This is a genomic window from Vibrio azureus, assembly GCF_002849855.1.
Lineage (GTDB): Bacteria > Pseudomonadota > Gammaproteobacteria > Enterobacterales > Vibrionaceae > Vibrio > Vibrio azureus.
Genome location: NZ_CP018616.1, coordinates 2,889,748 through 2,912,359 on the forward strand (window position 1 = coordinate 2,889,748; position 22,612 = coordinate 2,912,359).

A 22,612-nucleotide genomic window follows, 5' to 3' on the forward strand; every position below is an offset into this window, starting at 1 on the left:
CATCCCTGAAAATAGGTTTTCACTTCTAGTACTGGCCGTCTAGTTTTGCCAAAATAGTGAGCTTTTCTTAATACATAAACGAATAAAAACGAATACATATACTGGTAAAAAAATCAATCTCGACCTTGTGAATCGAGCAGCATTCACATCACGTAATATAACGGACAAGATTTGGGTATAACGCAACATTGAACGTTAATCACTCGATAAAATTGGACTCAATCAATGAAGACTCTATCAGAGCGCTATCATCAAGCACATAAAGAAGCTAAATGGTCATGCGCTTTAGCACTCGCTTACTTTGTTTGGTGGTATTTATCCGCCTACGTCATCGCACCAGAACCAAACTCATCAGAGGTACCTGAACTCTATTTTGGATTTCCTCTATGGTTTTTACTTGCCTGTATTTTAGGCCCACTTATTTTCAGTCTCTTATGTGCTCTGATGGTGCGCTACCTTTTCCAAGATATGCCTCTCGATATTACGGAGGATGATAATGAACATTGAACTACTGCTCTCTCTAACCCTCTACCTTTTAGCAGTGTTTGCATTAGCTTTGTATTCGCGACGTCATAAAAACAACAGCAGCAATTTTTTAACTGAACATTTAATCGGTAATCGCAGTATGGGAGGCTTCGTGCTTGCCATGACACTCGCAGCAACGTATGCCAGTGCCAGTTCATTTATTGGTGGACCAGGAGCCGCCTATCAAATGGGATTGGGTTGGGTATTACTTGCGATGATACAATTACCTGCAGCTTGGTTAACCCTCGGTGTACTCGGCAAAAAATTTGCTATCGAGGCAAGACGACATAACGCGATCACCCTTAACGATATGCTCTATGCTCGTTACCAAAACCGTGCCGTGGTGATCTTCGCTTCATTAGCGCTATTATTGGCTTTCTTCGCCACCATGGTCGTGCAATTTATTGGTGGAGCAAGGTTATTACAAACAGTGACTGGACTTTCATACACTCAAGGTCTGATGATTTTCTCACTGACTGTTGGTTTATATACCACTATTGGTGGCTTCAGAGCCGTAGTAATGACCGACACATTACAAGGGATCATGATGATCATTGGCACTGTCGCTTTACTATATGGGATCGTTCAAGCTGGTGGAAGTGTCGGTGAATTGATCCAAGGCCTACATACCATTGATCCAGCGCTCATTTCACCTTACGGACCAAACCAATTTCTCAATCAACCTATGATGTTGAGTTTTTGGGTATTAGTCTGTTTTGGTGTCATTGGCCTCCCTCATGCAGCCGTGAGGTGTATCTCTTACCAATCCAGTGCATCATTACATCGTGGTATGGTGATCAGTACGATCATGGTTGCCTTCCTTATGTTTGGCATGCACCTCGCTGGGGCGTTAGGTCGTGCCATCGTGCCAGACATAGCAAGCCCGGACCAAATTATGCCAACACTTATGATGACCGTACTATCTCCAATCGTTGCAGGTCTCTTTTTAGCAGGCCCAATGGCAGCGATCATGTCAACGATTGATTCACAGCTCATTCAAGCATCCGCTACATTACTCAAGGATTTATACATTAACTACCTTAATCCTAAAATGACTGAAGAAGCAAATGCCAACCGAAAGCTGTCGAAGCTTTCGATATGGATTTCCGTTATATTTTCTATTCTCGTCTTTTTTGCCGCATTGAATCCTCCCGAAATGATCATCTGGCTCAACCTAGTCGCATTAGGTGGCATGCAAGCGGTATTTTTATGGCCACTTATTATGGGGCTCTATTGGAGAAAAGCCTCCGCGATTGGTGCTTTAGCCTCTATGAGTGTTGGACTAACCTGCTACCTTTGTTTGGTTTGGTTTAAACCCAACCTTGGCGGTATACACGCAATTGTGCCGACTATGATTATTGGCTTAATTGCATTTTTACTCGGCAGTTATTACAAACCTAACGAAAGACCAATAAAAGCCATCTAGCGCTTAAGTTCTCATTATTTCGTATGCCTCCTTTGCATTATTCAAGGTGTTCTGTAAAACGAGCACCTTGAACATAACGCATTTTTATAATCTTTCTGCGCTTACTTAGTCGTTTAAAAATCAACCAATATACTTCAACAGATCTGCAAGAACTGTTAGAATCTGCCTCCTTAACCATAGCTAACCAAAAAAAGCGAATAAATACATGCCTTGGATTCAAATCAAACTTAACGCGACCAATGAGAACGCTGAACAAATCGGCGACATGCTAATGGAAGAGACAGGCGCGTTATCTGTGACATTTTTAGATGCACAAGACACTCCAGTATTCGAACCTCTCCCTGGTGAAACTCGTTTGTGGGGCGATACTGATATTCTGGCACTGTATGATGCTGAAGCGGATACTGACTTTATTATTAGCCAAATTAAAGCAAGCCAACTTCTCGCGAGTGACTTTGCCTACAAAGTGGAACAGCTCGAAGATAAAGACTGGGAACGTGAATGGATGGAGAACTTCCACCCAATGAAATTTGGCGAGCGCCTATGGATTTGCCCAAGTTGGCGCGAAGTACCCGATCCACAGGCAGTCAATGTTATGCTTGACCCTGGCCTTGCTTTTGGTACAGGTACTCACCCAACAACAGCATTATGTCTTGAATGGCTAGAGAGCCTTGATCTATCAGGAAAGACGGTTATCGACTTTGGTTGTGGTTCTGGCATTCTCGCCATTGCTGCCATCAAACTAGGGGCACAACAAGTGATCGGGATTGATATCGATCCACAAGCTCTTCAAGCCTCTTTGGATAACGCACAGCGCAATGGCGTCGCAGATAAATTAGAAGTCTATCTGCCTCAGAATCAGCCTCAAGGTCTAGTGGCAGACGTCGTCGTTGCCAATATCCTTGCTGGCCCATTAAGAGAGCTCGCACCTGTCATTAAAAGCCTAGTGAAACCTGGTGGTGGGTTAGCGATGTCAGGCGTATTAGATACTCAAGCCGAAGACGTAGCGAACTACTATCGTGATGATCTTGATATCGACCCAATTATCGAACAAAACGAGTGGTGTCGCATCTCTGGCAAGAAGCAAAACTGATTGCGATTTTAAAATTTAATTGACTGAATTTTATGCAATTTCACAAACAATTTGTAAATGCTCAAATATTAGTCTTTTCACACAGTGAAAAAATGCGTAAAATGCGCGCCCTTGCTGGAACAGAACTGTGATGACGTTTTGAAAATCGGAAACTATCAACTTAAAAACAATCTAATCGTAGCCCCAATGGCTGGTGTAACGGATAGACCGTTTCGCGAGTTGTGTCTTCGCTATGGTGCCGGTATGGCAGTCAGTGAGATGATGTCTGCCAACCCGAAACTGTGGGGAACGTCAAAATCGAAACAACGCATGGTACATGAAGGTGAATCGGGCATTCGCTCTGTACAAATTGCAGGAGCCGATCCACAGCTTATGGCTGATGCGGCTCAGTTCAGTGTTGAAAACGGTGCACAAATCATCGACATCAACATGGGTTGCCCAGCAAAGAAAGTGAATAAAAAGCTTGCCGGTTCTGCCTTACTTCAATATCCAGACATTATCGAACAGATTTTGACTGCGGTAGTAAAAGCAGTAGACGTACCTGTGACGTTAAAAACCCGGACAGGTTGGGATACAGACAATAAAAACTGTGTCCAAATCGCTAAATTAGCCGAAAACTGCGGCATACAAGCTCTTGCTCTCCACGGCAGAACAAAAGCGTGTATGTACAAAGGTGAGGCCGAATACGACAGCATTAAAGCAGTGAAACAAGCTATATCCATTCCGGTTATCGCAAACGGTGATATCGATAGCCCGGAAAAAGCAAAGTTTGTACTAGAGTACACCGGTGCTGATGCTTTAATGATTGGACGCCCTGCCCAAGGCCGTCCTTGGATTTTTCAGGAAATCCATCACTATTTGGAAAACGGCACCACAATGGGTGAACTTCCTAGTGAGGAAGTGAAAGCCATTATGCTTGGTCATGTTAATGCTCTACATGACTTCTATGGTGAGTTCTTAGGCCCGAGAATCGCGCGTAAGCACGTAGGCTGGTACCTAAAAGAACATGAGCAAGCAAGTGAGTTTCGCCGTACCTTCAACGCTATCGACGCTGCAGAACTGCAACTTGAGGCGTTAGAAGGTTATTTTGATAACGTTGCATCATAATTAAGAGAAGAGCTAGACCGAATATGTTCGAACAAAATCTGACTTCAGAAGCATTAACAGTAACTACAGTAACGTCACAAGACCAGATTACGCAAAAGCCTTTACGTGACTCTGTTAAAGCATCTCTTAAAAACTACCTAGCCCAATTAAACGGTCAGGAAGTAACAGAGCTATATGAATTAGTTCTAGCTGAAGTTGAACAACCACTACTAGATACCATCATGCAGTACACTCGCGGCAACCAAACTCGTGCAGCGACTATGATGGGTATCAACCGCGGTACTCTTCGCAAAAAACTTAAAAAGTACGGCATGAACTAATAGGTTTATAAAGTATCTTTGTAAAAAGGGGTGAGTCAGCAATGACTCACCCCTTTTTATTGCTTATTGCCTTTAAAATTATGACCTCAATTCTGCATCGAGCACATGGCATTAGACTAGATAAAAATATCGTCAGGCAAGGAGAAAGAATGGCGCCTAGACTCGCCACAAAGGACTGAGAGCACAATGGTATCAAGAAAGTATAGAACGTTATTGTATGATCACCCTTAGCCCTTAAAAAGCTATACAGCTCGTATTTTCATCTCTCTAAAAAAGACCGACATTTATTGTCAAAAGGCAAAGCCATCTAATGCCAATTAAAGTAAAAATATGATCTAATTGAGGTTGTTACTTTATCGTCAAAGGGATGCAATGGACAACCTCGATAACACTGATTTTAAAAAGCTTGCTAGCCAACAAAAATCTATCCAGATGAAGATGCGATTACTCGCATTGGCACACTTTAAAGATGGCCACTCTCGCACCCAAATCGCCAAGTTCCTTAAAGTCAGTAGAACCAGTGTGAACAAATGGGTACAAACATTCTTTGAAGAGGGGGCTTGAAGGACTGCAAGAGAAACCAAGAACGGGTCGACCAGCATTCCTCAATACCCAACAACGTGAACAGCTAAGCCTGTTTATAAAGGCACGTGCCGAAGATTCATCTGGGGGGAGGTTAACAGGTACTGATATTCATGCTTATATCGTGAAAGAGTTTGGTAAACACTACCACCCAGACTCTATCTACTATTTGCTTAATCACATGGGCTTCTCTTGGATAACATCACGCTCCAAGCACCCTCGTCAATCCCAGCAAATCCAAGACGATTTTAAAAAAATTCAAAATTGAAACGATCCTTAAGATCCCCGGTCACATGGGGCTTGATAACGTCGATGTCTGGTTTCAAGATGAAGCAAGATTTGGTCAGCAAAACACGACCACTCGACTTTGGGCTAAGCGTGGGTCAAGACCAAGAGCAGTTAAACAGCAGCAGTTTGAATATGCGTATTTGTTTGGCTCAGCATGTCCCGCTAGAGGTATTGGCGAGGCGCTGGTCGTTCCTTGGGTTAACAAGGACATTATGGTTGAGCACCTTAAGCAGATATCCGCGGTGACCGAAAAAGGTCGTCACGCAGTGGTCATTATGGATGGTGCTGGCTGGCATACAGATGACATTGCTGAACAGTTCAGTAATGTCAGTATCATCAAACTCCCGCCATATTCACCAGAGCTAAACCCAATAGAACAAGTGTGGAGTTGGCTCAGACAACACTATCTTGCCAATCAGAGTTTTACCGACTACCAAGATATTGTGTCGAAAGTGTGCACTGCATGGAATCGATTCTTGGAGCGTGCTGATAGGGTTACCCAAAAGTGTACAAGGGATTGGATTGACCTGATCAGCTAATTTTCCAGATTGGTATAAGGTATGCCAGAAGGGACAACAATGTGTTAAGTCATATCTTCAGATGCAAAAAAGCCCACTCATCAGAGTGGGCTTTTTTAAATTTAAAGCCTGGCGATGTCCTACTCTCACATGGGGAAGCCCCACACTACCATCGGCGCTAATTCGTTTCACTTCTGAGTTCGGGATGGAAGTCAGGTGGGTCCAAATCGCTATGGTCGCCAAGCAAATTCTGTTTTAAATCCTGTTATCAGGATTTAAATAATCTGGAAAGCTGTTTCAGTTCTTACACATTCAATTCGTTCTTGCTTTGAGTCCATCAAAACCCTTTGGGTGTTGTATGGTTAAGCCTCACGGGCAATTAGTATCAGTTAGCTCAACGCCTCACAACGCTTACACACCTGACCTATCAACGTCGTAGTCTCCGACAACCCTTTAGGATACTTAATGTATCAGGGAGAACTCATCTCAAGGCTCGCTTCCCGCTTAGATGCTTTCAGCGGTTATCGATCCCGAACTTAGCTACCGGGCAATGCGTCTGGCGACACAACCCGAACACCAGAGGTTCGTCCACTCCGGTCCTCTCGTACTAGGAGCAGCCCCTTTCAATTCTCCAACGCCCACGGCAGATAGGGACCGAACTGTCTCACGACGTTCTAAACCCAGCTCGCGTACCACTTTAAATGGCGAACAGCCATACCCTTGGGACCGACTTCAGCCCCAGGATGTGATGAGCCGACATCGAGGTGCCAAACACCGCCGTCGATATGAACTCTTGGGCGGTATCAGCCTGTTATCCCCGGAGTACCTTTTATCCGTTGAGCGATGGCCCTTCCATACAGAACCACCGGATCACTATGACCTGCTTTCGCACCTGCTCGAATTGTCATTCTCGCAGTCAAGCGGGCTTATGCCATTGCACTAACCTCACGATGTCCAACCGTGATTAGCCCACCTTCGTGCTCCTCCGTTACGCTTTGGGAGGAGACCGCCCCAGTCAAACTACCCACCAGGCACTGTCCGCAACCCCGATGAGGGGTCGACGTTAGAACATCAACACTACAAGGGTGGTATTTCAAGGACGGCTCCACCAACACTGGCGTGCTGGTTTCAAAGCCTCCCACCTATCCTACACATGTAGGGTCAATGTTCAGTGCCAAGCTGTAGTAAAGGTTCACGGGGTCTTTCCGTCTAGCCGCGGGTACACTGCATCTTCACAGCGATTTCAATTTCACTGAGTCTCGGGTGGAGACAGCGTGGCCATCATTACGCCATTCGTGCAGGTCGGAACTTACCCGACAAGGAATTTCGCTACCTTAGGACCGTTATAGTTACGGCCGCCGTTTACCGGGGCTTCGATCAAGAGCTTCGACCGAAGTCTAACCCCATCAATTAACCTTCCGGCACCGGGCAGGCGTCACACCGTATACGTCATCTTACGATTTTGCACAGTGCTGTGTTTTTAATAAACAGTTGCAGCCACCTGGTATCTGCGACTCTCAACAGCTCCATCCGCGAGGGACTTCACCGTCGAGAGCGTACCTTCTCCCGAAGTTACGGTACCATTTTGCCTAGTTCCTTCACCCGAGTTCTCTCAAGCGCCTTGGTATTCTCTACCCGACCACCTGTGTCGGTTTGGGGTACGATTCCTTACAATCTGAAGCTTAGAGGCTTTTCCTGGAAGCATGGCATCAATGACTTCACTACCGTAGTAGCTCGACGTCGTGTCTCAGCCTTAAGAAGAGCCGGATTTACCTAACTCTTCAGCCTACGCACTTGAACCTGGACAACCGTCGCCAGGCCCACCTAGCCTTCTCCGTCCCCCCATCGCAATTGTAAGAAGTACGGGAATATTAACCCGTTTCCCATCGACTACGCCTTTCGGCCTCGCCTTAGGGGTCGACTTACCCTGCCCCGATTAACGTTGGACAGGAACCCTTGGTCTTCCGGCGAGGGGGTTTTTCACCCCCTTTATCGTTACTCATGTCAGCATTCGCACTTCTGATACCTCCAGCATGCTTTACAACACACCTTCAACGGCTTACAGAACGCTCCCCTACCCAATGCACAAAAGTGCATTGCCGCAGCTTCGGTTTACTACTTAGCCCCGTTACATCTTCCGCGCAGGCCGACTCGACCAGTGAGCTATTACGCTTTCTTTAAATGATGGCTGCTTCTAAGCCAACATCCTGGCTGTCTGAGCCTTCCCACATCGTTTCCCACTTAGTAGTAATTTGGGACCTTAGCTGGCGGTCTGGGTTGTTTCCCTCTCCACGACGGACGTTAGCACCCGCCGTGTGTCTCCCGGATAGTACTTACTGGTATTCGGAGTTTGCAAAGGGTTGGTAAGTCGGGATGACCCCCTAGCCTTAACAGTGCTCTACCCCCAGTAGTATTCGTCCGAGGCGCTACCTAAATAGCTTTCGGGGAGAACCAGCTATCTCCAGGTTTGATTGGCCTTTCACCCCTAGCCACAAGTCATCCGCTAATTTTTCAACATTAGTCGGTTCGGTCCTCCAGTTGATGTTACTCAACCTTCAACCTGCCCATGGCTAGATCACCTGGTTTCGGGTCTATATCCAGAGACTGAGCGCCCAGTTAAGACTCGGTTTCCCTACGGCTCCCCTAGATGGTTAACCTTGCCACTGAATATAAGTCGCTGACCCATTATACAAAAGGTACGCAGTCACCCAACAAGTGGGCTCCTACTGCTTGTACGTACACGGTTTCAGGTTCTATTTCACTCCCCTCACAGGGGTTCTTTTCGCCTTTCCCTCACGGTACTGGTTCACTATCGGTCAGTCAGTAGTATTTAGCCTTGGAGGATGGTCCCCCCATATTCAGACAGGATATCACGTGTCCCGCCCTACTCGATTTCACTTTAAATGCGTTGCCGGTTACGGGGCTATCACCCTGTATCGCACAACTTTCCAGAAGTTTCACCTGACGCATAAAAAGCTTAAGGGCTAATCCAATTTCGCTCGCCGCTACTTTCGGAATCTCGGTTGATTTCTTTTCCTCGGGGTACTTAGATGTTTCAGTTCCCCCGGTTCGCCTCGTTATGCTATGTATTCACATAACGATACGTGCTTATGCACGTGGGTTTCCCCATTCAGAAATCCCAGACTCAAATGGTTGTTACTACCTAATCTGGGCTTATCGCAAGTTACTACGTCTTTCATCGCCTCTGACTGCCAAGGCATCCACCGTGTACGCTTAGTCACTTAACCATACAACCCCAAAGAGTTTCAGAAGAAATCTTGAGTTTGTTGTTTAAACAACCAAAGTTGCTATCTCATTATTTGAATGAGCGAGATAGCGTTCGATTTTGCCGGACTCAAATATGTTTTTCTTCATTCATTAAGAACGAAGTAAAACCCAAGAACACTTGAATGTGTATTGGTACCTACATCTTCAAAAGACATAGGATTTGAGAACTTTTATTAGACAACAATTCATCAAATTGTTATCTGTCAGCTTTCCAAATTGTTAAAGAGCAATTACAGCTTGAAGCCTAATGCTTCAAAACCATCAATCTGTGTGGACACTTGTCTTAATAATCATCGTATAAGGAGGTGATCCAGCGCCAGGTTCCCCTAGCGCTACCTTGTTACGACTTCACCCCAGTCATGAACCACAAAGTGGTAAGCGTCCTCCCGAAGGTTAAACTACCTACTTCTTTTGCAGCCCACTCCCATGGTGTGACGGGCGGTGTGTACAAGGCCCGGGAACGTATTCACCGTGGCATTCTGATCCACGATTACTAGCGATTCCGACTTCATGGAGTCGAGTTGCAGACTCCAATCCGGACTACGACGCACTTTTTGGGATTCGCTCACTTTCGCAAGTTGGCTGCCCTCTGTATGCGCCATTGTAGCACGTGTGTAGCCCTACTCGTAAGGGCCATGATGACTTGACGTCGTCCCCACCTTCCTCCGGTTTATCACCGGCAGTCTCCCTGGAGTTCCCGACATTACTCGCTGGCAAACAAGGATAAGGGTTGCGCTCGTTGCGGGACTTAACCCAACATTTCACAACACGAGCTGACGACAGCCATGCAGCACCTGTCTCAGAGTTCCCGAAGGCACCAATCCATCTCTGGAAAGTTCTCTGGATGTCAAGAGTAGGTAAGGTTCTTCGCGTTGCATCGAATTAAACCACATGCTCCACCGCTTGTGCGGGCCCCCGTCAATTCATTTGAGTTTTAATCTTGCGACCGTACTCCCCAGGCGGTCTACTTAACGCGTTAGCTCCGAAAGCCACGGCTCAAGGCCACAACCTCCAAGTAGACATCGTTTACGGCGTGGACTACCAGGGTATCTAATCCTGTTTGCTCCCCACGCTTTCGCATCTGAGTGTCAGTATCTGTCCAGGGGGCCGCCTTCGCCACCGGTATTCCTTCAGATCTCTACGCATTTCACCGCTACACCTGAAATTCTACCCCCCTCTACAGTACTCTAGTCTGCCAGTTTCAAATGCTATTCCGGGGTTGAGCCCCGGGCTTTCACATCTGACTTAACAAACCACCTGCATGCGCTTTACGCCCAGTAATTCCGATTAACGCTCGCACCCTCCGTATTACCGCGGCTGCTGGCACGGAGTTAGCCGGTGCTTCTTCTGTCGCTAACGTCAAACAATACCGCTATTAACGATACTGCCTTCCTCACGACTGAAAGTGCTTTACAACCCGAAGGCCTTCTTCACACACGCGGCATGGCTGCATCAGGCTTGCGCCCATTGTGCAATATTCCCCACTGCTGCCTCCCGTAGGAGTCTGGACCGTGTCTCAGTTCCAGTGTGGCTGATCATCCTCTCAGACCAGCTAGGGATCGTCGCCTTGGTGAGCCCTTACCTCACCAACTAGCTAATCCCACCTAGGCATATCCTGACGCGAGAGGCCCGAAGGTCCCCCTCTTTGGCCCGTAGGCGTTATGCGGTATTAGCCATCGTTTCCAATGGTTATCCCCCACATCAGGGCAATTTCCTAGGCATTACTCACCCGTCCGCCGCTCGACGCCGTTATCGTTCCCCGAAGGTTCAGACAACTCGTTTCCGCTCGACTTGCATGTGTTAGGCCTGCCGCCAGCGTTCAATCTGAGCCATGATCAAACTCTTCAATTTAAGATTTTGTTTGACTCAATGAATACTGAATAAATTGACTGTGCCAAGTCTTTCGACTTGATTGGTCACTCAGTTCATTGAAATCGAATTTGAAGCCTCTCATTAAGAGAAGTTTCTAATTGGATTATCATCAACGAGTGCCCACACAGATTGATAGGTTCTTATTTTTAAAGAGCTTTTCTAACTAACTCATCGCTTCAGCGCCTCGTCGTTAGGGGTGCGTATCTTACGCTTCCCATCCAGAGAGTCAAGTGTTTTTTTAAATTCTTTTCTCTCTTTCGACTCGTTGTGTGACTTTCGCCTCACTCCGTGTCGGTGGATGCGCAGTATAGGGAATTCCAATTTCTACGCAAGCTTTTTTCTAAAAAAAAACACCAAACGAACACAAAGCACTCACAATGAATATTTCAACGCCTGATCGGCGATGAAATAAACAATACTTGCTACTATACTTACTGCGTAATCTTAATAAAGCTCGTATCTTCAACTGGACTAGAGTGTTGAAATGCTAATTTACCAAGTACGACCTTCATATCACTTGAGAATACTAACTTCTCACATAATTGGTAAGTTGCCTTCGAACCATTATTCACAAGCGCATCCATATAGAAGCCTTTTGCCCTTTTAATATCTCCATCTATTTCTGCGTACTTTCCTAGCAGCACATAAGACAACACTGAATTACGTACTTTCAGCCCTTGTCGTAAATACTTTTTAGCCTTACTCATCTTGCCATTGAGCATCGAGTGCAATGCAAGAGCCTCATATATTTTTGGCTGAATAAAGCCAAGTTGCATTCTGACATTGGCTTCAAGCTTCCTTTCAAGCTCCTTAAGTCGATTCATATTTAACTCAGGTTCAAATTTCAAAGCTTGTTGAATATGATATGCCACCAGCAGCTCAGCCTGCACATAAGCATTATCTTTTTCTAGGGATAAAGTCTTCTCAAGTAGATCGATCCCGTGCTGAAAGGGTTTTCTTTCTTGTATTGAGAGGAAGTGATTTGCTTCTATGAACAGTTCTAAAGCATCCGCATCCATTGGGAGGCCAGCATTAAGAACTTTAGATTTCAGTCTAGCTTTAGGTACATTAAGTTTGCGCAGCAATTCCAAAGGTATATGTCGCATCAAAGATCGTAACTTATCTTTTTTCAGCACATAGTCACGTTTGAAGATCACTTTATCTAAGATATTGTCTCTATATTCAACTTCAAAGATGTCTTTCCCGTGACGTCCTTTAATGCTGGTGAATATGGTTTTTCCTGCCTTCTGGGCAGACGTCTGTTCTTCAACCTTGTTAATTACTTCAAAGTCACTCAGTAAAGCGACATCGAACATCAGTTTTTGAGCAAAACCATCCGCCAAACTATAAAATTCATTTTTCCTACTAATATGATCTCGGAATTGAAATTCTATAACGTTTGCATCTAGCTTTGTTGGCTTATTCGGTTGAGAATAGGCCAAAGTGCCAAGTAAAGTTGCCAAGGCACTAAACAAAAAAAAGTTCATGACGTTAAGACGCCTGTGTGAAACTTTCTTATGTAAAGAGAAAAGATGACAAATCATATCTGCACATTTCGCAGTCATTGTCTTCGAGGTCGGAAGCGTTTGCTCAACTGACGCATATTTATCAGTTCTTGTTGGTTCTTGCTCTATCTTTTTGCAACTTTCAGAAGAAATATTAATCCCGAAAGCAAGACAAGCAGAAATAAACTCCATATGCGATAGAGACTTTACCGTTGTGACTAATTTATAACCACGTTTAGGGACAGTGATGACATAATTTATTGAGTCAGCACGGCCATCACGCAGCAGTTTACGAAGTTCAAAAATAGATTGCGTGACTACCTGTTCTGTCACAGCTGCACCACCCCATACAGATTCGATTAATTCGTCTCTATTGAAGATCCTATTGGGATGGCGCACCATAAAATGCAGTAAATTAATTAAGCGCGGCTCAACATTTACTTCCTTGTCTTGTCGATACAGCTTATTTTCATCAATATTCAATATCCAATCATTGATTTGAAAATAGCTTCCAACCATATTTGATCAACTCTCATTGTTAGCATAATGACCTTACTTGCATCCCAAAAAGTAGAGTAATGCAAAGATCCGAAGAGGCGGAATTATATGTAAAAAAGAAGGGGAGACCTAGGCCATATATTTATCAAAATTGAGACAATAATAAATTATTCCAGTGCAGCAAGAATAGAACAGTGACTCGCATCATCATTACGATGGCCGCAACAAGCGTCGTTTATTTTTTTTAAAGCACGGCGTATTTTTGTCAATTCTGCAATTTTTGCATCAATTAGATTTAATTTAGCTGACGTAATTGCTTTCACTTCAGCACAACTGTGCTCCGTTGCCTCGAGCTTGATGCCTAACAGATCTTTTATTTCCTCTAAGCTCAAACCCAGTTCTTTGGCCTTTAAGATAAAACGTACCTGCTGTTGATTTTCTTCATTGTAGAGGCGGTACCCTGACTCACTGCGACCAGCAGGATTAAGCAGCGCATTCTTTTCGTAGAAGCGCAACGCATCCGTTGTTACACCACAACGTTTCGCTAGCTCACCAATCTGAAACATACAATCTCTCCATCCAGTCACTTGTACTTTTCAAGCCTAGAAATTAGCATTTTCACAATATTTTCGTCAATGCCAAACGATTGCGCGAGCTTTTTTATAAGAAGTTAGTTAGAATGTGCGCCATCAGATCGTACAGCTTGCTTACCTAGGCAACATCCGGCAAGGATTTTTACCAAAACTAGCCAAAATTACTCCGATGGATATCAGTTGGCTCACTTTTGGCAAACATCTTTAACTCCGTGAATTTGAGGAAAATGGAAGCATGAACAACGCTCGTCCTATTCGCCGTGCGCTTATCAGCGTATCAGATAAAACAGGTATTGTTGAATTTGCACAAGCTCTTACTGAGCGTGGTGTCGATATCCTATCTACTGGTGGTACGGCTCGTCTACTTGCAGAACGAGGCATCACTGTAACAGAAGTCTCTGACTACACTGGTTTCCCAGAAATGATGGACGGTCGCGTTAAAACGCTTCACCCGAAAGTTCACGGTGGTGTTCTGGGTCGTCGTGGCCAAGATGATGACGTGATGGAAAAACACGGAATCAACCCTATCGATATGGTTATTGTTAATCTATACCCATTCGCAGAAACCGTAGCAAAAGAAGGCTGTACGCTTGCTGACGCGGTTGAAAACATCGATATCGGCGGCCCAACGATGGTTCGCTCTGCTGCGAAAAACCATAAAGACGTAACTATCGTTGTGAACGCTCACGACTACAACCGCGTGATCGCTGAAATGGACGCGAACGACAAATCTCTCACGCTAGAAACTCGCTTCGACCTTGCTATCGCAGCATTCGAACACACGGCTTCTTACGACGGCATGATCGCAAACTACTTCGGCACAATGGTTCCATCTTACGGTGAGAACAAAGAAGGTGATGAACCTTCTCCTGAAAACAAGAGCAAATTCCCACGTACGTTCAACCAACAGTTCGAGAAGAAGCAAGACATGCGCTACGGAGAGAACAGCCACCAAGCGGCAGCCTTCTACGTAGAAGCCAACCCACAAGAGGCATCTGTTTCTACTGCTCGCCAAATCCAAGGCAAAGCGCTCTCTTACAATAACATCGCAGATACAGACGCAGCGCTTGAGTGTGTGAAAGAGTTCAACGAACCTGCATGTGTCATCGTTAAACACGCAAACCCATGTGGTGTAGCTCTGGGTAAAGACATCCTAGAGGCGTACAACCGCGCTTACCAAACTGACCCAACATCTGCATTCGGCGGCATCATTGCATTCAACCAAGAGCTCGACGCAGAAACAGCTGCTGCTATCGTTGAGCGTCAATTCGTTGAAGTGATCATCGCCCCTTCCGTATCTGCTGAAGCGATTGGAGTTGTTGCGGCGAAGAAAAACGTGCGCTTGCTTGAGTGTGGGGAATGGTCAACCAAGACAACAGGTTTCGACGTGAAGCGTGTTAATGGCGGTCTACTGGTTCAAGACCGTGACCAAGGTATGGTAAGCCTAAATGATCTGAAAGTGGTTTCTAAACGTCAACCAACCGAGGAAGAGCTGAAAGATGCCCTATTCTGCTGGAAGGTCGCGAAGTTTGTTAAATCAAACGCGATTGTTTACGCGAAAGGTGATATGACTATTGGTGTGGGCGCAGGCCAAATGAGCCGCGTTTACTCAGCGAAGATTGCAGGCATCAAAGCTGCAGATGAAGGTTTAGAAGTTGCAGGCAGTGTCATGGCATCTGACGCTTTCTTCCCATTCCGTGATGGTATCGATGCGGCGGCAGAAGCTGGCATAAAATGCGTTATCCAGCCGGGCGGCTCTATGCGTGATGATGAGGTGATTGCTGCTGCTGATGAGCATGGTATGGCAATGATCTTTACAGGCATGCGTCACTTCCGCCACTAATTCATATAACGAAGCCCTAGAAACTAGGTGCTAGAGTGGTTAATAGCCCTGTCACTCACCCAGGGCTAAACTAAATCATTGATAAAGGATTCTAATATGCGAGTTTTAATTATTGGTTCAGGCGGTCGTGAACACGCACTAGGTTGGAAAGCAGCACAAAACCCAAGTGTTGAAACAGTCTTCGTTGCTCCGGGTAATGCAGGGACAGCACTAGAGCCTAAACTAGAAAACATCAACATCGCAGTAGATGACATTGAAAGCTTACTTACTTTTGCAAAAGAACAAGCCATTGAGCTAACGATCGTTGGCCCTGAAGCGCCACTGGTTATCGGTGTTGTGGACGCTTTCCGAGAAGCAGGTCTGCCTATTTTTGGCCCGACACAAGCTGCCGCGCAACTTGAAGGTTCTAAAGCCTTTACTAAAGATTTCTTAGCACGCCATCAGATCCCAACAGGTGCTTACGCAAACTTTACTGAAATCGAGCCTGCTCTTGCTTACGTGCGTGAACAAGGTGCACCGATTGTCGTTAAAGCCGACGGCCTTGCGGCAGGGAAAGGAGTCATCGTCGCAATGACGTTAGAAGAAGCAGAAGACGCGATCAAAGATATGCTCGCTGGCAACGCATTTGGTGATGCTGGCAGCCGCGTAGTTATCGAAGAATTCCTCGATGGTGAAGAGGCTAGCTTCATCGTGATGGTCGATGGTAAAAATATCCTACCAATGGCCACCAGCCAAGACCACAAACGTGTTGGTGATAAAGATACAGGTCCGAATACGGGTGGAATGGGAGCCTACTCTCCAGCTCCAGTTGTTACATCTGAAATCCATAATCGCATCATGGAAGAAGTAATTTACCCAACTGTGCGCGGTATGGAGTCCGAAGGCAACCCATACACTGGTTTCCTATATGCGGGGCTGATGATCGACAAAGACGGCACTCCAAAAGTGATCGAATACAACTGCCGCTTCGGCGACCCTGAAACGCAGCCGATCATGATGCGCATGGAGTCGGATCTTGTTGATCTCTGCCTTGCTGCACTCGATGAAAAACTTGATCAAGCAGAATCAAAATGGGATCCTCGCGCGTCGATCGGTGTTGTACTCGCAGCAGGTGGTTACCCAGCCACATACAGCAGGGGCGACATAATTTCAGGTCTGCCGCAAATTGAAATTGAAGGTGAAAAAGTCTTTCATGCAGGAACCAATAACAAAGATGGCGACATAGTAACAAACGGCGGTCGCGTACTTTGCGCCACAGCACTCGGCAACAGCGTATCAGAAGCACAACAGCGCGCTTACGACCTGGCAAAACACATTAGTTGGGATGGGATGTTCCATCGTAGCGACATTGGCTATCGTGCGATTGCTCGTGAGAAACAGAGCTAAGTTTTACCATTTAGCGAATAACACTAACCAACAAAGGTGCTTCATGCACCTTTGTTTGTTTTTATATACCGCCACGAGTAAGCTCACAAAGAGATGTAAAGTGGATGGCCGAGGAAATGCTGTAAACTCATCGATGAACGAGGGTGATTATTCCGCAAGAAGCGTCGGCCTTTTCACACACTCAAAGGAGTTTGGTTTGGTCATGAGTAACTGATTTGCTTGCACTGTATAACGAGATTCCTGACCAGTAAAAGCGATATAATACTTATCTGAATATGGCGGATTCCCATTTGCTAGCATCGTGGACATTTGCCCCAGTGACGATACCGAGTACTTACGCCCATCATGACAAGAGCGGAAACCTGATGAATCACTCCAGTGTCCTTGGATTAAGCTCTCACCTCGACTGGATAGCTTTCTAACAGATGCAACGACTGATTTTGCTTCCATTTTGTAGTTGTCTAACTGGTTCTGCTGCAAAGGAAGAATTCTGCCATTCACGCGATAACGTTGGTAAATTGCCTCACCCTTTTTATTAAAACGTATGTGGATTTGAAATGGGACCAAGCCATGCGCTGCACTGAGGTGTGTGCCTGTTCGCATCAGTTCTCTGAGTTCACCTTCACTCCAACGATAGTCACTCTGATAAGCACCTTTATCTCCCATCATAACGTAGTCTGCTGCTGAACTCGTACGCGAAAGCCATTCTGTCAACCAGTAAAACTGCACACCATCTTCTATCACTTCACCAGCAGAAAAGTGGCTGAAAGATTCTATAGGGGAGGTTTCAACAGAAGAACAGCCTGCTAATAAAGATAGAGACGATATGAGGAAGGAAGGGAGTAAATATTTTTTCATGATATTGCACCGAGGCGAGAAACCTCGGTGCATTGTAACTTAATTCACTGATTCTTTCAGTGCTTTACCTGCTACAAACGCTGGTACGTTCGCTGCTGCAATTTGAATTTCTTTACCAGTCTGAGGGTTACGACCAGTACGTGCAGCACGGTGGTTCACTTTGAATGTACCAAAACCAATTAGTTGAACTTGGTCGCCATCTTTAAGTGCGCCAGTAACGCCTTCAAGAGTTGCTTCAAGAGCAGCTTTAGCTTGTGCTTTTGATAGATCTGCTTTCTCTGCAATAAAGTCGATTAATTGGGTCTTGTTCATTAGGTTTCCCTTCTCAATATGTTATCGGATACATCTCACTCTAAAACATAAATGCCCCATCTGGCAAAGGTTTGTGAGTGTTCTTTCGATTTTCTGACGCAGTTTTAGCCACAATATGAGTAATAACTCACAATTTGTTACTACTTACCAAGCAAAAGCGCTTGCTTTCTACTGCAATAAGACCGATTTATATGACAAATTTTGCAGTGATGATCCAGCCAGCTCAAGAGACCAACTGGCCCGAAATTATCTTTGAAGTAATTCGGGTATATAATTTCTGCAAATCCTGACTATCCACTACATTCAAGGGCAACTATGCTGCTGTTATCTATTTATATCTCTATTGCAATCGGCGTTTCATTTATCTGTTCGGTGCTAGAGGCGGTTCTACTGAGTATTAGTCCAAGCTACATTGCACAACTTAGACAACAGGGTAACCCTGCTGCGCCGCAGTTAGAAAAGCTCAAGGCAGATATCGATCGACCACTGGCTTCTATTTTGACGCTTAACACTATTGCGCATACGATTGGTGCTGCAACTGCAGGTGCACAAGCAGCCATTGTGTTCGGCAGTGAGTCTCTCGGTGTATTTTCAGCGTTATTGACTTTAGCCATTCTGGTCTTATCTGAAATTGTACCTAAGACCATAGGCGCAACCTATTGGCGTCAATTAGCGCCAACTGCAGCGGTTTCATTACGTTGGATGGTGTGGGCACTGACACCGTTCGTTTGGTTCTCTGAGCAAATAACCAAACGTCTTGCACGCAATCACGAAGCACCCAAAATGCGTGATGAGCTGTCAGCTATGGCGATTCTGGCCAAAGAAAGCGGTGAGTTCGCGGAAGGTGAATCTAAAATCCTGAGCAACCTACTTGGCATTCAGGATGTGCCAGTTACCCAAGTCATGACACCACGCCCCGTTGTATTTCGAGTAGACGCCACGATGACGATTGATCGTTTTCTTGAAGAACATCAGGATACGCCTTTTTCTCGTCCACTGGTCTACAGTGAGCAAAAAGATAACATCATTGGTTTTGTTCACCGTCTAGAGCTATTTAAGCTTCAGCAAACAGGGAGTGGACAAAAGCAACTGGGATCCGTCATGCGCCCAATTCAAGTTGTTTTGAATAACACGAACCTGCCCAAAGTATTCGATCAGATGATGACGCATCGCTTACAACTGGCTTTAGTGGTTGACGAATATGGAACAGTTCAAGGTCTAGTCACGTTGGAAGATATCTTTGAACACCTGTTAGGTGAGGAGATCATCGATGAAGCAGACAAAAGCACAGATATGCAGGAACTGGCTTACCAGCGCTGGGAAAGTTGGAAAGAAAAACACGGCGTAATTGAGAGTCGAGATGACGATGAAGACGATCAAGATCTCGAACAACACAAATCAACTCAAGCCATAGAGCCTGCTCAATCAGAGACAAAGGCACCTTAATCGACTTGAACGAAAATTTGCTTAAACTCAGTCGTTAACAAAGTCAAAAGGCACCCAATCACGGGTGCCTTTTTCACATTGAGACAAGTTGCTATTTATCGTTTATACCCAAATGACCTCAAGATACTTGATATTTAAAGCGCGATACCGATATTGCTGACACCTTCCTCACGTAATTCTTCACGTAAATCTTTAATCAAACTGATATCACGCTCTGTTGCTTCACGAAGAGGACGGAAAATAGCCCACTGGACATCCCATTCTTCACAAACCGCTTCATTTTGTTTTTGATTGTCATTCGTGATTGGCTCAGCACCCTGCGCTTGCTCTAAATCGACAACGGTTTGTACCGATTGCTGGCTAATCTTAATCATTGAATCAAACAGATAATCACGATCGAGTAGGCCATGCAGAAGCGTCGATAAACTCTGGCATGCATCCATTGAAGGATACACACCATAAAAGTCATATTCATCCGCACTAGGGAAAAGCGCTTCCAGCTTCTCTAATTGACGTTCAAAATTCACTTTTGCGGTCTTAACTGTCAGAATTTCCCATACACTATCAAGAATCGCTCGGTAAGCTCGGGGGTCTGCAAATTCGGTATTCTCACAAAACATCGCATAGTTGGGATACATGCGTTCACACAGACACGCCATGAAAGTAATTTGTTGCCAAGGTTCTAGTTTTTCCAAACGAACCTGAAGAGGATTCTTAAGCATAGTCACTCAATCATTGAAGAAAAAAACAGCGAAAGTGTACTTGATTCATCACTGGGAAAAAAGTTAATGCCGCAGCCAAATCAGATTTTCCTGCCTTTAGAGCATCACAACACCGATAAAACTTTATTCAAACAGAAGAAATTGGCCAAACAATGTTTGATTGAACAATCCAAAACCATTCAACTCATACAGGCAGATATCGCATTACTATTACAAAGATTAGCCGAGTTTTCACCGCTTGACTGGCTACAATCAACGTTGATTAAGGCAAAGACCTTGAGGTTAAGAAAAGAGAAGGCCATGTTATGCGTTTAGAGAATCTGCTAAAACAAGTTCGTGCATGTCAAATCTGTGTTGAGGACCTGCCTTTGGGCGCAAACCCTGTTGTACAGGCAGGGAAAGAAGCACGCATTTTAATCATTGGCCAAGCCCCTGGCACACGAGTACATCAAACCTCAATACCATGGAATGACCCAAGCGGTGATCGACTACGCCAGTGGTTAAATATCGATAAAGACGACTTCTATGATCCAAATAAAATCGCCATTGTTCCAATGGGCCTCTGTTATCCGGGCAAAGGTCAATCTGGCGATCTACCTCCTCGTAAAGAGTGCGCCCCCACTTGGCATCAAAAAATCCTTGAGCAACTTCCGCGTATAGAACTGACTTTATTGATTGGCCACTACTCACAGCAATATTACCTAACCAATAAACCCAAAACGCTGACTCAAACCGTGCGACAGTGGCAGGATTGGCAGCCAGATTTTATTCCACTTCCCCACCCCTCTCCACGTAATTCATTGTGGCTAAAGAAAAATCCATGGTTTGAATCAGACGTCGTGCCACATCTTCAGCAACGAGTTCACTCAATGCTTTAGGTCACCTATGATCCTTTTACTTGCTAAGCTGTACAATGAAATTCAAACACAACTAAATAAAAAATAAACTCATGATTTTATTGCCATAAAACTCCCCAGTATCGCCTCATAACTAAATAGAACATAGTAGGCCAAATGCAACCAAAGCTGTACAATCCTAAATTTCAGGCAAAAAAATGCCGACACCGGTTGCCAGCATTTGATTGCAAAGTGTTGAATTTTATTGTGATAAATGACTTTAATCTCTGATGTACAGCTTAAATAGCAATTGGATCATAGTAGGCCAAATACTACCAAAGCTGTACAACCCTAAATTTTAGGTAAAAAAATACCGGCATGAAGTGCCGGTATTTGAGCTAAAACGTCGAATTTACTTGTGATATGGCTTAGATAATTCGTGTACCGCTTCAACAAACACGCCTGCGTTTTCTGGCGGTACGTCAAGATGAATGCCGTGGCCTAAGTTAAACACATGGCCAGTACCTGCATCACCAAAGCCTGCTAAGATATCCGCAACTTCTTCACGGATACGCTCTGGTGAAGCATATAACATAGATGGATCCATATTACCTTGGAGCGCCACTTTATCACCGATACGCGCTTTCGCATCTGCAATGTTGATTGTCCAATCTAGACCAACGGCATCACACCCCGTCGCTGCGATTTGCTCAAGCCACATGCCGCCATTCTTGGTAAACAAAGTGACTGGCACACGACGACCGTCATTTTCGCGAATCAGACCATCAACAATCTTGTGCATATATTGCAGTGAGAACAGGTTGTAGTCACGAGGTGTCAGTACTCCACCCCATGTATCAAATACCATCACCGATTGTGCACCCGCTTTAATTTGCGCGTTTAGATATTCGATAACGCTGTCTGCAAGCTTATCTAGAAGTAAGTGAAGCGTTTGTGGCTCTGCGTACATCATCTTCTTGATCTTAGTGAACGCTTTCGAGCTGCCACCTTCAACCATGTATGTCGCAAGTGTCCATGGGCTTCCTGAAAAACCAATCAGTGGAACATCACCATTTAAGTCTTTGCGGATTTGACGCACAGCATTCATGACGTATTGCAGCTCACCTTCAGGATCCGGTAAGCCAATTTTTTCCACATCTGCTTTACAAGTAATCGGTTTGTCGAAAACCGGACCTTCACCAGCAGCAAAACGGAGCTCAAGGCCCATCGCATCTGGAATAGTAAGAATATCAGAGAATAAAATTGCAGCATCAAGAGGAAAACGGCGTAATGGCTGAAGGGTGACTTCCGACGCTAGTTCAGCATTCTTACACAAAGACATAAAATCACCAGCCTGCGCTCGGGTAGCTTTGTATTCAGGGAGGTAACGACCTGCCTGACGCATCATCCATACTGGTGTGTAATCGACTGACTCTTTAAGTAGAGCACGCAGATAACGATCATTTTTTAATTCAGTCATTCCGTCATTCCAATTATTAGCTTTCAACTGACCCGTATTCTAGCATTGATTTAATGTGAATAGTTGACTCACCAAACAAGGAAAGTGTTTTAATTCACCCAGAACCAACAATAC

At 45.1% G+C, this 22,612-nt stretch carries 16 protein-coding genes, 3 rRNA genes and 1 pseudogene; 11 read left to right on the top strand and 9 right to left on the bottom strand.

The window, feature by feature from the left end:
* The first annotated feature begins 225 nt into the window (after positions 1 to 225).
* The 6 genes and pseudogenes from BS333_RS13165 to BS333_RS13190 all read left to right on the top strand — a co-directional run bounded on the left by BS333_RS13165 (position 226) and on the right by BS333_RS13190 (position 5,880).
* Complete coding sequence (locus BS333_RS13165; protein WP_021710574.1) at positions 226 to 507, top strand: YhdT family protein; 282 nt, start codon at positions 226 to 228, stop codon at positions 505 to 507.
* Positions 497 to 1,951 carry a sodium/pantothenate symporter gene (panF, locus tag BS333_RS13170; RefSeq protein WP_021710575.1) on the top strand — a complete coding sequence of 485 codons (1,455 nt, stop codon included), beginning with the start codon at positions 497 to 499 and terminating at the stop codon, positions 1,949 to 1,951. The genes BS333_RS13165 and panF overlap by 11 nt, the downstream gene beginning before the upstream one ends.
* A 205-nt stretch (positions 1,952 to 2,156) precedes the next feature.
* On the top strand, positions 2,157 to 3,044 hold the full coding sequence (gene prmA, locus BS333_RS13175; protein ID WP_021710577.1) for a 50S ribosomal protein L11 methyltransferase: 888 nt from the start codon (positions 2,157 to 2,159) through the stop codon (positions 3,042 to 3,044).
* Between the two features lie 138 nt (positions 3,045 to 3,182).
* Positions 3,183 to 4,151, top strand: a complete 969-nt coding sequence (gene dusB / locus BS333_RS13180; protein WP_033004106.1) for a tRNA dihydrouridine synthase DusB — start codon at positions 3,183 to 3,185, stop codon at positions 4,149 to 4,151.
* 23 nt (positions 4,152 to 4,174) lie between these two features.
* Positions 4,175 to 4,471 carry a DNA-binding transcriptional regulator Fis gene (gene fis, locus BS333_RS13185; protein WP_000462885.1) on the top strand — a complete coding sequence of 99 codons (297 nt, stop codon included), beginning with the start codon at positions 4,175 to 4,177 and terminating at the stop codon, positions 4,469 to 4,471.
* 372 nt (positions 4,472 to 4,843) lie between these two features.
* Positions 4,844 to 5,880, top strand: a pseudogene (locus tag BS333_RS13190) (IS630 family transposase).
* Positions 5,881 to 5,986: 106 nt separating this feature from the next.
* Here the strand turns inward: BS333_RS13190 and rrf are convergent.
* The 5 genes from rrf to zntR form a co-directional block, all read right to left on the bottom strand.
* Positions 5,987 to 6,103, bottom strand: a 5S ribosomal RNA gene (gene rrf, locus BS333_RS13195).
* Positions 6,104 to 6,217: 114 nt separating this feature from the next.
* A 23S ribosomal RNA gene (locus BS333_RS13200) occupies positions 6,218 to 9,107 on the bottom strand.
* A gap of 338 nt (positions 9,108 to 9,445) precedes the next feature.
* Positions 9,446 to 10,998 (bottom strand): 16S ribosomal RNA (locus tag BS333_RS13205).
* Together the 16S, 23S and 5S rRNA genes form the textbook arrangement of a ribosomal RNA operon.
* A 452-nt stretch (positions 10,999 to 11,450) precedes the next feature.
* On the bottom strand, positions 11,451 to 13,043 hold the full coding sequence (gene cadC / locus BS333_RS13210; RefSeq protein ID WP_021711318.1) for a lysine decarboxylation/transport transcriptional activator CadC: 1,593 nt from the start codon (positions 13,041 to 13,043) through the stop codon (positions 11,451 to 11,453).
* A gap of 146 nt (positions 13,044 to 13,189) precedes the next feature.
* Complete coding sequence (gene zntR / locus BS333_RS13215; RefSeq protein WP_021711319.1) at positions 13,190 to 13,588, bottom strand: Zn(2+)-responsive transcriptional regulator; 399 nt, start codon at positions 13,586 to 13,588, stop codon at positions 13,190 to 13,192.
* 262 nt (positions 13,589 to 13,850) lie between these two features.
* Here zntR and purH point away from each other — a divergent pair, with 262 nt between their 5' ends.
* Both purH and purD read left to right on the top strand, forming a co-directional pair.
* Entirely contained in the window at positions 13,851 to 15,458 is a 1,608-nt protein-coding gene (purH, locus tag BS333_RS13220; protein WP_021711320.1) for a bifunctional phosphoribosylaminoimidazolecarboxamide formyltransferase/IMP cyclohydrolase, read from the top strand.
* A gap of 96 nt (positions 15,459 to 15,554) precedes the next feature.
* Positions 15,555 to 16,844 carry a phosphoribosylamine--glycine ligase gene (purD, locus tag BS333_RS13225; protein WP_021711321.1) on the top strand — a complete coding sequence of 430 codons (1,290 nt, stop codon included), beginning with the start codon at positions 15,555 to 15,557 and terminating at the stop codon, positions 16,842 to 16,844.
* Positions 16,845 to 16,991: 147 nt separating this feature from the next.
* Here purD and BS333_RS13230 read toward each other — a convergent pair whose 3' ends face one another.
* Complete coding sequence (locus BS333_RS13230; protein ID WP_021711322.1) at positions 16,992 to 17,702, bottom strand: DUF1481 domain-containing protein; 711 nt, start codon at positions 17,700 to 17,702, stop codon at positions 16,992 to 16,994.
* Positions 17,703 to 17,741: 39 nt separating this feature from the next.
* Complete coding sequence (gene hupA / locus BS333_RS13235) at positions 17,742 to 18,014, bottom strand: nucleoid-associated protein HU-alpha (RefSeq protein WP_021711323.1); 273 nt, start codon at positions 18,012 to 18,014, stop codon at positions 17,742 to 17,744.
* A gap of 315 nt (positions 18,015 to 18,329) precedes the next feature.
* Here hupA and BS333_RS13240 point away from each other — a divergent pair, with 315 nt between their 5' ends.
* Positions 18,330 to 19,460, top strand: coding sequence for a CNNM domain-containing protein (locus BS333_RS13240; RefSeq protein ID WP_021711324.1), 1,131 nt, complete (start codon positions 18,330 to 18,332; stop codon positions 19,458 to 19,460).
* 134 nt (positions 19,461 to 19,594) lie between these two features.
* Here BS333_RS13240 and BS333_RS13245 read toward each other — a convergent pair whose 3' ends face one another.
* On the bottom strand, positions 19,595 to 20,182 hold the full coding sequence (locus BS333_RS13245; RefSeq protein WP_021711325.1) for a YjaG family protein: 588 nt from the start codon (positions 20,180 to 20,182) through the stop codon (positions 19,595 to 19,597).
* A 66-nt stretch (positions 20,183 to 20,248) separates the two neighbouring features.
* Between BS333_RS13245 and BS333_RS13250 the strand changes: the two genes are divergently transcribed.
* Both BS333_RS13250 and BS333_RS13255 read left to right on the top strand, forming a co-directional pair.
* The gene (locus BS333_RS13250; protein WP_021711326.1) at positions 20,249 to 20,497 is read left to right on the top strand and encodes a hypothetical protein; all 249 of its coding nucleotides are present in this window, start codon (positions 20,249 to 20,251) and stop codon (positions 20,495 to 20,497) included.
* Positions 20,488 to 21,060, top strand: a complete 573-nt coding sequence (locus BS333_RS13255; RefSeq protein ID WP_021711327.1) for a uracil-DNA glycosylase family protein — start codon at positions 20,488 to 20,490, stop codon at positions 21,058 to 21,060. Before BS333_RS13250 ends, BS333_RS13255 begins: the two co-directional genes overlap by 10 nt.
* Before the next feature lie 370 nt (positions 21,061 to 21,430).
* Here the strand turns inward: BS333_RS13255 and hemE are convergent, their stop codons facing one another.
* Entirely contained in the window at positions 21,431 to 22,498 is a 1,068-nt protein-coding gene (hemE, locus tag BS333_RS13260; RefSeq protein WP_021711328.1) for a uroporphyrinogen decarboxylase, read from the bottom strand.
* Positions 22,499 to 22,612 lie beyond the last annotated feature (114 nt).

Bases quoted from the DNA above. Each gene is read 5' to 3' on its own strand.
- fis (WP_000462885.1), top strand. From the start codon at position 4,175: ATGTTCGAACAAAATCTGACTTCAGAAGCATTAACAGTAACTACAGTA.
- BS333_RS13250 (WP_021711326.1), top strand. From the start codon at position 20,249: ATGCCGCAGCCAAATCAGATTTTCCTGCCTTTAGAGCATCACAACACC.
- BS333_RS13165 (WP_021710574.1), top strand. From the start codon at position 226: ATGAAGACTCTATCAGAGCGCTATCATCAAGCACATAAAGAAGCTAAA.
- BS333_RS13255 (WP_021711327.1), top strand. From the start codon at position 20,488: ATGCGTTTAGAGAATCTGCTAAAACAAGTTCGTGCATGTCAAATCTGT.
- purD (WP_021711321.1), top strand. From the start codon at position 15,555: ATGCGAGTTTTAATTATTGGTTCAGGCGGTCGTGAACACGCACTAGGT.
- purH (WP_021711320.1), top strand. From the start codon at position 13,851: ATGAACAACGCTCGTCCTATTCGCCGTGCGCTTATCAGCGTATCAGAT.
- BS333_RS13245 (WP_021711325.1), bottom strand. From the start codon at position 20,182: ATGCTTAAGAATCCTCTTCAGGTTCGTTTGGAAAAACTAGAACCTTGG.
- hupA (WP_021711323.1), bottom strand. From the start codon at position 18,014: ATGAACAAGACCCAATTAATCGACTTTATTGCAGAGAAAGCAGATCTA.
- panF (WP_021710575.1), top strand. From the start codon at position 497: ATGAACATTGAACTACTGCTCTCTCTAACCCTCTACCTTTTAGCAGTG.
- prmA (WP_021710577.1), top strand. From the start codon at position 2,157: ATGCCTTGGATTCAAATCAAACTTAACGCGACCAATGAGAACGCTGAA.
- cadC (WP_021711318.1), bottom strand. From the start codon at position 13,043: ATGGTTGGAAGCTATTTTCAAATCAATGATTGGATATTGAATATTGAT.
- BS333_RS13230 (WP_021711322.1), bottom strand. From the start codon at position 17,702: ATGAAAAAATATTTACTCCCTTCCTTCCTCATATCGTCTCTATCTTTA.
- hemE (WP_021711328.1), bottom strand. From the start codon at position 22,498: ATGACTGAATTAAAAAATGATCGTTATCTGCGTGCTCTACTTAAAGAG.
- BS333_RS13240 (WP_021711324.1), top strand. From the start codon at position 18,330: ATGCTGCTGTTATCTATTTATATCTCTATTGCAATCGGCGTTTCATTT.
- zntR (WP_021711319.1), bottom strand. From the start codon at position 13,588: ATGTTTCAGATTGGTGAGCTAGCGAAACGTTGTGGTGTAACAACGGAT.